Annotated in this window: 12 protein-coding genes; 10 read left to right on the top strand and 2 right to left on the bottom strand. The window is 59.0% G+C overall.

The features are described from left to right. The first annotated feature begins 16 nt into the window (after positions 1 to 16). Genes ehuB through KQ933_RS32535 form a run of 5 tightly spaced genes read left to right on the top strand, consistent with a single transcriptional unit; the run spans position 17 to position 4,008 of the window. Positions 17 to 889, top strand: a complete 873-nt coding sequence (ehuB, locus tag KQ933_RS32555) for an ectoine/hydroxyectoine ABC transporter substrate-binding protein EhuB (protein WP_216761008.1) — start codon at positions 17 to 19, stop codon at positions 887 to 889. Positions 890 to 914: 25 nt separating this feature from the next. Beyond that, positions 915 to 1,574: an amino acid ABC transporter permease gene (locus tag KQ933_RS32550; protein ID WP_216761006.1), complete on the top strand. Its 660-nt coding sequence runs from the start codon at positions 915 to 917 to the stop codon at positions 1,572 to 1,574. Beyond that, the gene (gene ehuD / locus KQ933_RS32545) at positions 1,564 to 2,223 is read left to right on the top strand and encodes an ectoine/hydroxyectoine ABC transporter permease subunit EhuD (protein WP_216761005.1); all 660 of its coding nucleotides are present in this window, start codon (positions 1,564 to 1,566) and stop codon (positions 2,221 to 2,223) included. Before KQ933_RS32550 ends, ehuD begins: the two co-directional genes overlap by 11 nt. An 8-nt stretch (positions 2,224 to 2,231) precedes the next feature. Continuing rightward, positions 2,232 to 2,972, top strand: a complete 741-nt coding sequence (locus tag KQ933_RS32540) for an amino acid ABC transporter ATP-binding protein (RefSeq protein ID WP_216761003.1) — start codon at positions 2,232 to 2,234, stop codon at positions 2,970 to 2,972. Positions 2,973 to 3,000: 28 nt separating this feature from the next. Continuing rightward, entirely contained in the window at positions 3,001 to 4,008 is a 1,008-nt protein-coding gene (locus KQ933_RS32535; RefSeq protein WP_216761001.1) for a succinylglutamate desuccinylase/aspartoacylase family protein, read from the top strand. A gap of 113 nt (positions 4,009 to 4,121) precedes the next feature. On the opposite strand, the gene KQ933_RS32530 is transcribed toward KQ933_RS32535, so the two are convergent. Continuing rightward, positions 4,122 to 5,045, bottom strand: a complete 924-nt coding sequence (locus KQ933_RS32530) for an MBL fold metallo-hydrolase (protein WP_216761000.1) — start codon at positions 5,043 to 5,045, stop codon at positions 4,122 to 4,124. 272 nt (positions 5,046 to 5,317) lie between these two features. Here KQ933_RS32530 and KQ933_RS32525 point away from each other — a divergent pair, with 272 nt between their 5' ends. The 5 genes from KQ933_RS32525 to KQ933_RS32505 all read left to right on the top strand — a co-directional run bounded on the left by KQ933_RS32525 (position 5,318) and on the right by KQ933_RS32505 (position 12,553). Next, positions 5,318 to 5,989 (top strand): peroxiredoxin, encoded by a 672-nt coding sequence (locus KQ933_RS32525; protein WP_216760998.1) that lies wholly within the window; start codon positions 5,318 to 5,320, stop codon positions 5,987 to 5,989. 529 nt (positions 5,990 to 6,518) lie between these two features. Next, positions 6,519 to 8,003, top strand: a complete 1,485-nt coding sequence (locus KQ933_RS32520; RefSeq protein WP_216760997.1) for an aldehyde dehydrogenase family protein — start codon at positions 6,519 to 6,521, stop codon at positions 8,001 to 8,003. Between the two features lie 406 nt (positions 8,004 to 8,409). Next, entirely contained in the window at positions 8,410 to 9,651 is a 1,242-nt protein-coding gene (locus KQ933_RS32515) for a hypothetical protein (protein WP_216760995.1), read from the top strand. A 130-nt stretch (positions 9,652 to 9,781) separates the two neighbouring features. Further along, on the top strand, positions 9,782 to 10,798 hold the full coding sequence (locus KQ933_RS32510; RefSeq protein ID WP_216760993.1) for a ketopantoate reductase family protein: 1,017 nt from the start codon (positions 9,782 to 9,784) through the stop codon (positions 10,796 to 10,798). A 789-nt stretch (positions 10,799 to 11,587) separates the two neighbouring features. After that, the gene (locus tag KQ933_RS32505; RefSeq protein ID WP_216760992.1) at positions 11,588 to 12,553 is read left to right on the top strand and encodes an SDR family NAD(P)-dependent oxidoreductase; all 966 of its coding nucleotides are present in this window, start codon (positions 11,588 to 11,590) and stop codon (positions 12,551 to 12,553) included. Positions 12,554 to 12,593: 40 nt separating this feature from the next. Here the strand turns inward: KQ933_RS32505 and def are convergent, their stop codons facing one another. Continuing rightward, positions 12,594 to 13,103 carry a peptide deformylase gene (def, locus tag KQ933_RS32500; protein ID WP_253958472.1) on the bottom strand — a complete coding sequence of 170 codons (510 nt, stop codon included), beginning with the start codon at positions 13,101 to 13,103 and terminating at the stop codon, positions 12,594 to 12,596. Positions 13,104 to 13,499 lie beyond the last annotated feature (396 nt).

The raw sequence follows: 13,499 nt of genomic DNA, 5'->3' as shown, positions 1-13,499 counted from the left end.
AGAAAAGGGGAATACCATGAGCAATCCGATTTTAAGACTGGCGACCGCGCTTACCCTGTCGACTGCTTTGCTGGCAGCCATCGTCCTTCCTGTTCAAGCAAAGACGCTGCAGGAGGCCCTTTCCGACGGCAAGCTGACAGTCGGCATCCACAATCGTGTGCCCTGGGGTTTTCGCGGCGCGGATGGAGAGGTGACCGGCTTCCATCCGGATCTCGTGCGTGCCGCCTTCGCGCCTCTCGGCATCAAGGAGATCGATTTTGTGATCTCCGATTTCGGCGCGCTGATCCCTGGCCTTAACGCCAACCGCTTCGACATGATCGCGTCAGGCATTTCCATCACGCCGGAGCGCTGCGGCCAAGTCACCTTCAGTGAACCGGACCTCTCCGTCCTCGATGGACTCATCGTCAAGAAGGGCAACCCGAAGAACATCCATTCCTATGCCGATATTGTCGCCGATGCGGATATCAAGCTTGCCGGCGGCCGCGGTTCGCTGAATACCAAGAATGCTATCGATGCCGGCGTGCCGCCCGGCCAGGTGCTGCAGCTGACGGACGCGCAGGCAATCTTGGCTGCAATCCTATCGGGCCGCGCCGATGCGGCGACCATTTCCGCCCCGTCGGCGCAATCGCTGCTGACGGACCCCAACCTGTCCGGCCTGGAGCGGGCGATGCCTTTCAAGGGGCTGCAGAAACCCGATGGGACAGAGGCCGCCATGTATACGGCCATCGCTTTTCGCACGGACGAAACCGACCTGAAGGATGCCTATAACAAGCAGCTTGCCACCATGATGTCGGACGGAACCGTCAAGCAGCTGATGACGAAATACGGCTTCACCGACGCGGACACCGCGCCTGCCAAATCCACTGCGGATATCTGTGCCGCCAAGTAATCCTGCCGCAAAAGGAAACAGGGACGTGAGTTTTACGGCCATCCTTTCCGGCATCTTCGAAGGCTTCGGGGTCACCGCGACGGTGACGCTGCTCGGCATGCTCTACGCTGTACCCTTCGCGCTAGCGTTCGGTATCCTGCAATATTTCACCCGCGGCTGGCGAAACATGCTGGTGACGGCGATCATCGAAATCTGGCGCAGCACGCCGATCCTGGTTCTGATGTTCGTCTTCTACTACACGCTGCCGGGGCTCGGCATCACCCTGTCCGGCATCACGGTCGGCGCCATGACGCTCGGCCTTCACATCGGCGCTTATGGCAGCCAGTCGGTGCGTGCAGCCCTGCAGGCGCTCGACCGGGGGCAGGTTGAAGCCGGTTTTGCGCTCGGCCTCAAGCGCCGCCAGATCCTGTGGTCCATAGAGCTGCCCCAGGCATTCGGCGCGATGACACCGACCTTCGTCAACCAGTTCATCCAGCTGGTGAAGGGAACGGCGCTCGTATCGCTGATCACGCTGTCGGACATGACCCACAGGGCCATGGAGATCAACCAGCTGACCTTCGATCCCGCCGGCATCTATAGCGCGCTGCTGATTGCCTATGTCATGATCTGCTATCCGGCCACGATCTTCGGCCGTTGGCTTGAAAAGCGCACAGTTCCGCAGGGGAGGGGCAACCGTGAACTTTGATCTCCATTTTGCCGCGTCGATGCTGCCGACGGTGATCGAGGCTATGCCTGTCACGATCCTCGTGGCGCTTGTCGCGTGCGTCGGCGCTTCGCTCATCGGCTTCCTCCTGGAGACGTTGCGGCGGTCGAACCGCTATCTCGGTATCTTCATCCGCTTCGTGATCGATTTCATCCGCTCGACCCCGGTTCTGGTGCAGATCTATTTCTTCTATTTCGTCCTGCCATTTTACGGGGTAACACTGCCTGCGCTCGGCGTCGGCATGATCGGCCTCAGCATCTATTACAGCGGCTACCTGGCCGAAGTGTTCAAGGCGGGGATCGACGCAGTTCCTGCAGGCCAGTTCGAGGCTGGCAAGGCGCTCGGGCTCAAGCGTATCGATACGGTCATCTTCGTGATTGCTCCGCAGATGCTGCGCAATATCGCCGCCCCGATGGGCAACTACTTCGTCTCGATCCTGAAGTCGACGCCCTACCTCTCGGTCATAGGGGTTAACGAAATGCTCGGCGCTTCCATGCAGGTCGCCTCCGACACATTCCGCTATGGCGAACCTATGGCAATCGTCGGGATCACGTTCCTGCTGCTCGCCGTGTCCGTCGCCCAGTTCGTGCGGCTGCTCGAAAAGCGGTTACTCCTTTCTTCCAGACGGTGACGACGCCAATGACACAGACCCAAGCCGCCGTATCCATCCAGGGCCTTAACAAGTGGTACGGCCACTTCCACGTCCTCAAGGACATCGATCTCGAAGTCATGGCGGGCGAGCAGATCGTCATCTGCGGTCCCTCGGGTTCGGGAAAATCAACCCTCATCCGCTGTATCAACCAACTGGAATCCCACCACAGCGGCCGCATCGAGGTGAACGGTCGCGAGATCGGTCCTTCGATCTCGCGCCTCCACGAGCTGCGCCGTGACGTAGGCATGGTCTTCCAAAACTTCAACCTCTTTCCGCACCTGACGGTGCTCGCAAACTGCACGCTTGCTCTGACGCGAGCCAAGGGCCTCGCCCGACGGGAGGCTGAAGAGCTTGCGATGGGCCTGATCGAACGCGTGCGCATCAGCGAACAGGCGAAAAAATACCCTGGTCAGCTCTCCGGCGGCCAGCAGCAGCGCGTGGCAATTGCACGGGCGCTCTGCATGAGTCCGAAGGTCATGCTCTTCGACGAGCCGACCTCGGCCCTCGATCCCGAAATGATCAAGGAAGTCCTCGATGTCATGACCGGTCTTGCCGAAGACGGCATGACAATGGTTTGCGTTACCCACGAAATGGGTTTCGCCCGGGAGGTTGCAGACCGTGTGATCTTCATGGACGGCGGCATGATCGTCGAAAAAGCGCCGCCCGACGATTTCTTCGAGAACCCGCGTCACGAGCGAACCCGCAACTTTCTTCGCAAGATCCTCTAATCTCAATATCCTCAGGAAGGAAGCCACCATGTCGAGCGCAAGCCGCATCTGGACTAGTATCGATTTCGACCAGGACGGCAAGCAGTCCGATTATATGCGTGTCCCCTATTCTTCCGACAAATCCGCCTATGGATGGATCCCGGTACCGATGATCTGCATCCGCAATGGAAATGGGCCAACCGCTCTTCTGACAGCCGGCAATCACGGTGACGAATATGAAGGTCAGATAGCCCTCCTCAATCTTGCCCGCCAGATCACCCCCGAAGATGTCCGGGGGCGCATCATCATCCTGCCCGCGCTCAACTATCCCGCCGTCGTCACCGGCCGCCGCGTCTCGCCCCTCGATGACGGCAATCTCAACAGGCTCTTTCCGGGCGAGGCCAACGGCGGTCCAACAGCAATGATCGCTCACTATGTCGAAAATGTCCTCTTTCCCCTCTGCGATATCGTCATTGATCTCCATTCGGGGGGCAAGTCGCTCGATCACTATCCGGTGGCACTCGCCCGCCCGGGTCTCGATGCCGCCGGCGCGGCAAAAAACCGCGCCCTGCTCGAAGCCTTCGGCGCCCCTTACAGCGTCGTCACCTCCGGTGAAGGCGGCGGCGCTGGAACTACGCTTTATGCGGCGGCCGAACAACGCGGCATCCCGGCCCTGACCACTGAACTGGGAAGCGGTGGCACACTTTCCGCACGGGGCCTGTCGATCGCCGAAGACGGCATTCGCCGTGTCCTCAAGGCCTATGGCATTACCCCCAAGATCCAAGCGGTGGCCTCGCCGGGTACACGGTTCATGCGCTCGCTGAGCCGCGGCGGTTCCATCTATGCGCCGAAGACTGGCCTATTCGAGCCTCATGTGGAATGCGGCGAGCCTATTCTCAATGGTCAAAAGGCGGGATTGCTGCATGCGTTTGACACGCCCTTGGCCGAACCGACCAGCCTTGTCTTTGGAACTGACGGGATCGTCCTGTGCCGGCGCTTTCCAACATTGACAGAGCGTGGCGACTGCCTGTTCCTGTTGATGGTGGACGAGGACTGAACGCCTTTTCCAGTCGAGGCAGAACAGATCCTTATCGCAAGCAGTCAAGCCCGCAAGCGCTCAGCGAACGATGCGGTCTGGGTCGGCCACCAAGAGATCGGACCCGGCACCCGTCATGAACCGGGTCGCGGCGATGCATTGCGAGGCGAAAAGCCGGGTACGGCGATCATGTCGCCCGCGGAGCGGCTAAGCGCCAACTTGAAATATCGCTTGCCGTCCATGTCAACGTCTGGCAATCGCCCACCGGCAATGTTGACCTGCAGAGCTTGAAAGATGAGCTCCGGCATCGGCAGGGTCTTGTCGCGCGCCTGCCGCAAAGCAACGTAATCGCCTTCGCTGGCGCTGCGCAAAAGATGGATATTTCCGGCTTTCTCCCGTGCCACTGTCGTTTCCCATTGCGGCTCGCGTCCGCCGGGCTGATAGTCGTGGCCCACGAAAACTCGTGTCTCGTCCGGCAGCGCCAAGATTTTTTGGATGGTCTCCCAGAGTTCCTCGGCACTGCCTCCTGGAAAATCAGCGCGCGCAGTACCGCTGTCGGGCATGAAGAGCGTATCATGCACGAACGCGCAGTCGTCGATCAGGTAGGTGACCGAAGCAAGCGTGTGGCCAGGCGAATGCATCACACGGGCCGAAAGAGTGCCGATTGAAAAGACCTCGCCATCCCGAAACAGTCGATCCCACTGGGAACCATCACAGACAAAGTCCGGCCAGGCATAGATACCCGCCCACAGTCTTTGAACATCCGTAATATGGGCGCCGATTGCTGTCATCGCCCCGGTCTTTTCCTTCAGATAATGGCTGGCAGTAAAATGATCTGCATGCGGGTGGGTATCGAGTATCCATTGCAGACTGAGATTGCGGCTGGACACGAACTCGATCAGCTTGTCGGCATTCTCGGTGGTCACATTGCCTGTCCTGGCATCAAAATCCAGCACCGGATCGATGATGGCGCAGCTTGCGCTGTCGGTGTCGATGACGACATATTGGATGGATGAGGTGCGCCGATCGAAAAATCCGACGACTTCAGGCCTGTTCATGGACGTCTCCGCTCAATGTACAACTTTGCTTGGATCGGCACTCCCGCGCGCGGTTCCTGGCTGCCAAGCATGACGCGATCATGCCCGACGAATATCGACAGCTGATTTCCTATGAGCAGTCTTCCATTTCATCGGTAACAACATCGCCAACGAGTCCTCTCGAGCGGGTTGATGACGGATGTAACAATCGGGGATGAAATCCAAATCATCCGAACATCTCCTTGGTCGATAACGCCGCCGGTACATCACAGGCATTAGTAACGGAGGTCCCATTGACCCTATCATTGAACGATACGGCGCCCGATTTCACGGTCCAGACAACGGAGGGCGAGCTTCGCTTTCACGACTGGATCGGTGATTCCTGGGCGGTCCTGTTTTCCCATCCGAAGAATTTCACGCCCGTGTGCACCACGGAATTGGGTTACATGGCAGGTATCAAGGGCGAATTCGACAAACGCGGCGTCAAGATCATCGGTCTGTCGGTCGATCCGCTCGAACGCCATTTTGAGTGGGCCGAGGATATCGGCGAAACGCAAGGCTTCATTCCGAATTATCCTATGATCGCGGATGTCGACTACACCGTCTCGAAGCTCTACAACATGCTACCCGCGGCGGTCTCTGGCGATCCGACGACGCGGAGCGCGGCCGACAATCAAACGGTCAGAAACATCTTCGTCATCGGACCGGACAAGAAAATCAAGCTGATCATGGTCTACCCGATGACCACAGGCCGCAACTTCGATGAAGTGCTGCGCGTGATCGATTCCCTTCAGCTTTCGGCCAGGCATAAGGTAGCAACGCCGGTGAACTGGAAAAAGGGTGAGGACGTCTTCATTGCCGGTTCGGTCTCCGACGAGGCGGCAAGGGAGCAATATCCGCAGGGTTGGAAAGCGCCAAAACCTTATATGCGCATCGTCCCGGAACCAAAGGACCCTCAGGGCTGAGCGCTTCACGGCCGCCAAACCATCGTTTCGCGGGGTAGCCCTTGGCTCGCCGGGTACGGTTTGCGAGCTGCAGGACAAGGCCCAGGTGCAGCACGCGATGGCAGCCATTGCAGCCTGGATTGGATCGCCGCGTCGCTATGATACCGGTGCGGTGCAATAGTGAAATCTCGATTGAAGGGGCCGGTCCGGACCGCTTGCAGGCAAGAAGGCTGCAATTTGAGCTTATTTGGGGCGACAGGCAAAGGGCAGTGCGCATCGGCGCGAGCTTGGGGCGGAAAAGGTCCGTCTGGGGCGTGGCTTCCAATTGCCTGTCGTTGTGTCGTCGTCTGTGACACAAATGGGGGTCGCACTTGCCTGGCAATGTCGCTATCCGCAAGGGCGCACCTACGCGCCACGCGCGTCGATGGCCTCCAAACGCTGCCGCTGGCACGGGCGGCCCACGCAGAGTTGAAGATTATGATCCAAATTCGGTGATCGGTAATGCGACGAACACAAAGGACAGTAATCTTTGATGTTGAAGGAGAACGCCATGGCAGTTACGAACACTTACAGTCGCGAGATCGAGGAGATGTTGCCGAAGAATAGGGAATTGTTCTACGGCGGGCGATGGAACCCCGCGATTTCGGGCGAGCAGCGCCCCGTTATCAGCCCCGCCAATCAGGCCAGCCTCGGAACGGTCCATTGGGCAGGCGTACTTGACGTCGACGCTGCCGTGCGCGCTGCCCATGAAGGCTTCAAGTTTTGGCGTGCGACCAAGCCCCTCGAGCGCGGGAAGGTTTTGCGCGAGGCGGCATCCATCCTACGCTCCCATCGCCGCGAGCTGGCGCTTATCGACGCCATCGATTGCGGAAACCCGGTCAGGGAGCTTGTTAAAGATGTCGACTTGGCGGCATCGTCAATCGACTATTTTGCGGGTCTGGTGACGGAGGTAAAAGGGCAGACATTGCCAATGGGGGAGGGTATCTTGAACTATACGGTGCGCGAGCCTTTGGGAGTGATCGCCCGTATCAGCGCCTTCAATCATCCGATGCTGTTTGCTGCAACGAAGATGGCCGCCCCCTTGGCGGCCGGCAATGCTGTTATCCTGAAATCACCGGACCAGGCACCTCTTTCGACGTTGCGGCTGGCGGAGCTGTGGTCTGGCCTTTTTGCGCCGGGCGTTTTCTCGGTCCTCTCCGGCGGGCGCGAATGCGGCGGCGCTCTCGTCGGGCATCCGCTGGTCTCCAAGGTTGGCCTCATCGGATCGGTCCCGACAGGAAAGGCGATCGCCAGGGCGGCCGCTGACGGTCTCAAGAAGGTAACTTTGGAACTTGGTGGCAAAAATGCCTTCGTCGCCTGCCCTGATACTGATGTCGCAAAGGTGGCCGACGGCATTGTCAAGGGCATGAACTTTGCTTGGTGCGGCCAATCATGTGGGTCTACGTCCCGCGCCTTCGTCCACGCCGAGATTTATGACGCGGTCGTGGAAGCCGTGCGATATCGCGTCGAGAGCATACGGCCGGGTTTGCCGAGCAATGAAGACACAGAAATGGGTTGCCTGATCAGCGAGAGCCACAGCGAAAGGGTATGGTCCTTTATTCATTCGGCATCGTCGGAAGGGGCGCGCCTGGTGACCGGCGCAAGGGCACCCGACGATCCAGGCCTATCGCATGGGTTTTATATCCTGCCGACGGTTTTCTGTGATGTCACACCTGAGATGAGGATCGCCAGGGAAGAGATATTTGGACCGGTCCTGTCGATCTTGAAGTGGCATGAGGAGGAAGAGTTGATCGAGGCGGTTAACGCCGTCGAATATGGCCTCACGGCCGCGATATGGACGTCCGATCTTGCAACCGCCCATCGGATAGCCGCACGGATCCAGGCCGGCTTCATCTGGATTAACAACAGCAGCGCTCATTTTGCCGGCGCGCCTTTCGGTGGCATGAAGCATTCGGGAATTGGCCGGGAGGAGTCGATCGAGGAGTTGCTCGACTGCACCGATGTCAAGAACGTCAATGTGACGCTAACGCCGTAATCGACACGGCGCGGCCAGGGGGCGCCGGACATGTCCCTGCGGGCTGCGTCTTTGCTTGTTGCCAATGCGCCACGATGTTGGGGCGGCAGGTGCCGCAACGATAACCTGCATCGACCGATCCGGAGGCGTCCTGTGCCTGAACGGCTCTGCGAAGTCGGAGGAGGAGATCACGTTGACCGCTTTCGTACTGTCTGCGACTGGTCAACCCGGGTTCCCGTTCCAACCGTGCGCCTCCGGCCAGTGCAGCGTGGCGGAGATTTTAATCAAATGATGCTCCCGCGATGTCTGATTTCACCTGAAACGCGGACCCGAAAAAAATGAAACCGTGTTGCCACGCGCGTCGACCAAACTGCGCCCATCAATATCAGGCACGGGAGACATCATGCAGGTTCCAGGCGTCGGCCACATGCTTCGACCACTCGGCATCAGCGAGCGGTTGATGTACGATTACTCGCAACTTCATCCGCGGCATTTTTGCGTAGCGCTGCAATTGAAAGCCAGGCGGTCGCCAGATGATTTCCGACACGCCGTCCGCTCAGTGCAACATCGCCATCCGTTGCTTCGTGCCATCGTGCTTCGCGACCCTCTCCAGCGAGCGGCCTTTTATGACAGCGACATTGGCCGAGAGCCGGCGGTTCTTCCCTGGGGGCCGGAAATTCGGTGGGAAAACCTCGTGCAGTCGGAACTCGAGACCGATATCGAACCTCGTGCTCCCCTGTTTCGGGCGACGGTTCTTCACCGCCCCGCTCGGGCGATGGTGATTTTTACGTTCCATCATGCCATCGCAGATGCCAATGCGGGCCTGATCGTTTTGAGGGATCTCCTGCGAGCACTGGCGGGCGATCCGGTCGACGCACTCGACGTTCCTGATGGGTCGGATTTACGTATCGGAATCGGTGATCCGCCTCAGGTCGAGGCTGATCAATCGGCAACCCAGGCCGCAAGGAGAGACATGCTGAGGGCCATCGCCGGGCAACAGCTGTGGCGACCTTTTGAAGGCGACAGGATAAGTGTTGCCTCGGCGGAGATACCTGCAGATCTTACCGAACTACTGCGCGATCGTGCTCGCAGCGAGCAGACGACGATAAACAGCGTCATTTGTACGGCTCTTGCCATTGTCGCCGGGCGACGCGAGGGGCTGGGTCAATATACCATACTCACTCCGGTTGATCTTCGTCAGGCAGCCGGCTTCGACGGGGACGAATGTGCGATGCGGGCCTATGCCAGTCCGATCCCGATCTCAAACTTGAGAACGGACAGATTCTGGGAAACCTGCCGACGCCATACGTCCCAAGTCAATGCCTTCAGAAACGTGAAAGCGTTCCAAGCAAGCACCCGCAATCTCAACGAGCTTTTGCGGTCGGATGACGATCCGCAGGTCGCGGCGGGTTTGCTCGGCAGTCTGAACAACAATGCCGTCGTCTCGAACCTCGGCGTGTCGTCTCTACCGCAGCGCATCGGCGATATCCACATTGAAGGCGTATGGGGACCGGCAGGCCAGGCCAGGATGACGGATGAACGCTTCATCGGAGTGGTCACCTACGGCGGTGTTTTACGGTTGCTTGAGGCAATCCCGTCCTACAAGCAAACAGTGATCGAGGCGCTGGTCGACCGGTTGTTTGCCATAACTCACGTGCGAAACTGGTAGCCATTGCCGTTCATGACCAGTTAGCAACGGACCACAACTTCTGTGACAACTGTAGCAATCAACCTCAGCCGTGAAATCATGGCGAAACAGTTTCGATGCTTAATCTGGCAAGCTAATCCAGGAGTGCACAATGGAGCGCAAGAGCATCGCAGATTTCGGCCATCCACGCATTTGTGTGGCGGGCGCTGGGGCCATCGGCCTGACCTTGGCTGCACGATTGAAACTCGCCGGATTTGCCGTCAGCATCGTCGCGCGCGGCGCAAGCCTGACCGCCATCTTGAACGAGGGTATCCGTCTCTTTGACAGGGAAGGGGAACACCAGGTGCAGGTGGAAGCGGGTTACGCTGATGATCTGTCTCTGCAAGACATCATCTTCCTGTGTCCAAAATCACAGGACTTGCCGACGCTTGCATCATCCGTTCAACAGCTGATCGGTCCCGACACAATGATCGTTCCTGTCATCAACGGCATTCCATGGTGGTATTTCGAGAGGCTTGCAGGTACGTGGGAAGGTCGCCAGATCGAAGCTGTGGATCCGGACAACGTCTTGAAAGGGCTTCTGCCGTCCGCACAGATCATCGGAACGACCACAATGATCACCGCCGAGCGGCTGAAGCCCGGGACGGCCAGGACAATCAACGCACTGCAGATGACGGTCGGAGAGCTCGATGATCAGGTTTCCGAACGCGTGACGATCCTTGCCGATATTCTGAAACTCTCGGGTATCGAAACGCGTGTGACGTCGCGTATCCGCGACGCGGTTTGGACGAAAGTGGTCAGAAACCTCATCTCCAATCCTGTCACTGCTATAACTGGAGCAACACTGCGCGAAAACTTCGGCAACGGAGACCTTGCCGGCATCTCGCGTCAAATGCTGTTCGAGGTCTTGCCGGTCATTGCCGCATTCGGTGCGCGCATCGAGGTCGACCCTGACGCAATTTTGAGCTCGGGGCGTAAGATGGGTGATGTCAAGACATCGATGCTCCAGGATTTGGAGCGCGGTTCTCCACTCGAATTGGCAGCCATCTGCGATGCGGTGCTTGAGCTCGGTCGGCTGCATCATATCGCCCAGCCCGTCACACAGGCGATCACTGCCCTGGCGCGGTTCAAGAGCGTGGGCACCACGCGACAGCCGAAAGCGGCTTGAGACCAATGGCTCACGCGAATGACGGGATCGTAGCAACAGCGGTCGACAGTTCCGGAGAAGTGGCACTTGGCACACGGATCTTTGCCTGCGTGGTTGGTCCGACCGGCGATGCCATGTGCTGTAATCCGGCGACCACGCGGGATCTCGAAGAATTGCTGTCTTTGACCGGATATGAACTCGTCTCGGTCTCACCGACCTCGCGCTCGGGCAGATCGCTACAACGGTAGCGACAAAACCGTAGGGTGAAACCACGGTGAAATGCAGGTGCGCCAGAATGGTTGCATGAAAAGCTTGTTCATCGCCATCAAAGATCGCCTCTCGTGTCTCTTTCGTTGCGAACCGTCCCAAGGAGGGGATCCAGACAACCTCGAGCCGTTGGATTTGCTTGCCGGTTGGGACGGACACTCCGACAGCGGCTACATGTTCGTGTGCCGGTGGATCGACGGGTTCGTCGAATGAGCCGGGGGCAAAGCGGGTGGCGTGCGGTTGTCCGGACAAATGTCTGTCGGCAAGAGAAACGCGACGCAGCGTTCCTCACCGGTGTCCGCCCCAGCGATGCGGTTCGCAGCCAAGGCGACAGCGTGTCGGCTAGACCCAAGGATAGCTTGGTGAATACCGCGCCAAGCCCCATGCGTACGTCCCGGAGCGATAGGAACCGCGTCGAGACGCCGATCGCCTTACGAGGTACGGGCAAAGACACCCCGCAACCTTAATGAGGAAGAGCAGATCCTCTCTGATGCGCGTCAGGCATCGGGTGGGTACCGCCCAAAAAACTCAAGGAGACAGTGCATGCGTGAAAAACAGCAGCCGCTTGGCACCGGTTTCAACCCCGCTACCACCGCCGCACAGGTGGCGGAGGGTGTTGATTTTGCCGGAAAGATCGTGATCCTGACTGGTGGAGGATCACATCTCGGGCTTGAGACAGCGCGGGTCCTGACCTGGATCGGCGCCACAGTCATCGTTCCCACTCGCGACGTCGCCAAGGCGCAAGCGGCGTTGGCGGGCTTGGCCAATGTCGAGGTTTATCAGATGGAGTTGACCGACCCGACCTCGATCGACCGCTTTGCAGCGCTGTTTTTGCGATCGGGCCGCGCCGTGGACCGGCTGATCCTCAATGCCGGCATCATGGCTGCGCCACTGTTTCGCGACGGGGATGGCAACGAAGGACAACTGTCGACCAATCACCTAGGCCATTTCAGGCTGACGGGCCGCCTTTGGCCCGCGCTCAAGGCAGCGCGAGGCGCGCGCATCGTAACCTTGTCGTCGCGGGCGCACCATCTCAGTGATGTCGATTTAACCGATTTGAACTTTGTTGCCAGAGATTATGACAGGTGGCTCGCCTATGGCCAGAGCAAGACGGCGAATGTCCTGTTTGCCGTCAGCGCCGATGCTCGGGGCAGGGAGCACGATATTCGTGCCTTCGCACTGCATCCCGGTCTGATCTACGGGCCGCTTGCCAAATTCATGTCGACAGAGGAGCTTGTCGCTTTCGGCGCGATTGAGCAGGACGGAACGACCGTCATCGATCCGCAAAACGACAAGAAGACGCTTCCCCAGGGGGCGGCAACAACGGTCTGGTGCGCCACCAGCCCGTTGTTGAACGATCTCGGCGGTGTCTATTGCGAGAATTGCGACATTTCGCCAGTGGTGTCCGAGGGAGATTTCGGCGTGCGTCCCTATGCTGTCAATCCGATGACCGCCGAACGGCTCTGGCAAGAGAGCGAGAGGCTGACAGGCGTCACCCTGGTCCCGTAAACAAGAACGCGCCCCGGCGACGGGGCGCTTCCTTTGACGATTACTCCGCGCCGGGCGGGCGCCAGCCGGCCGGCACCCTGGCGGCGCGCTCGAGAATGTCCTCTCGGTCTTTCGGTGACAGATGGTCAAAGAAAAGAATGCCGTCCAGATGGTCGATCTCGTGCTGGAGGCAGGTCGCAAGCAGGCCTTCGGCTCGGATCACTTGGGTGCGACCTTCTAGGTCAGTAAAGGTCACCACCACGTTTGAGGGTCGTTTTACGCTCGCCAGCACGCCCGGGACCGACAAGCAGCCCTCCTGAAACGGGGTCTGGTCGGACGAGGTTTCGAGAATCACCGGGTTGACGAAAACGAGAGGCGTGCGGTTGTGCTCGTCGCGCGAAAGGTCGATGGCGACGACCCGCTTGGGCACCCCGATCTGGACGGCCGCAAGGCCTGCGGCGCGCCAATCATAAATCGTGTGCAGCATGTCGTCCGCGAGCTTGCGAATGTCATCGTCGACGGACGCAACAGTGGCGGACCGTCGGCGAAGACGCGGGTCGGGAATGGTCAAGATGTCTCGTACAGGCACATTACCTCCTTCGGTGAGTCGACCGTTGGCGCTGTGGGTGATGACGGAGCGGCAAACCTGAACAAAACGTCCGGCGCAGCGTCAATCGGTCTCAAGGCTTACTGGCTCCGTGACCTGCACGGCTATCGCGCCAGTATTGCAACTGCGCTTCAAGATCCTGGATATGAATTTCAAGTGAAGGACAGCGTGACGAGGGCCGGCCAAAAAGAGCCGCAGCGGTTCGTTAGCTTCAAATGTAACGAAATTGGCGTTTTTTCTCATACGAGACGCCTATACAGGTGATTATGGTTTGCCGACAGCGACACGATTGGCACGACATTGGCCCGCCCAAACAACACGCACGCACCATCGATATCATCCTCGCATGGCACGGGCGAG

It is taken from the genome of Rhizobium sp. WYJ-E13 (assembly GCF_018987265.1).
GTDB lineage: Bacteria > Pseudomonadota > Alphaproteobacteria > Rhizobiales > Rhizobiaceae > Rhizobium.
Note: the sequence above shows the minus strand (reverse complement) of the source record. Positions and strands in the feature narration are given on the sequence as shown.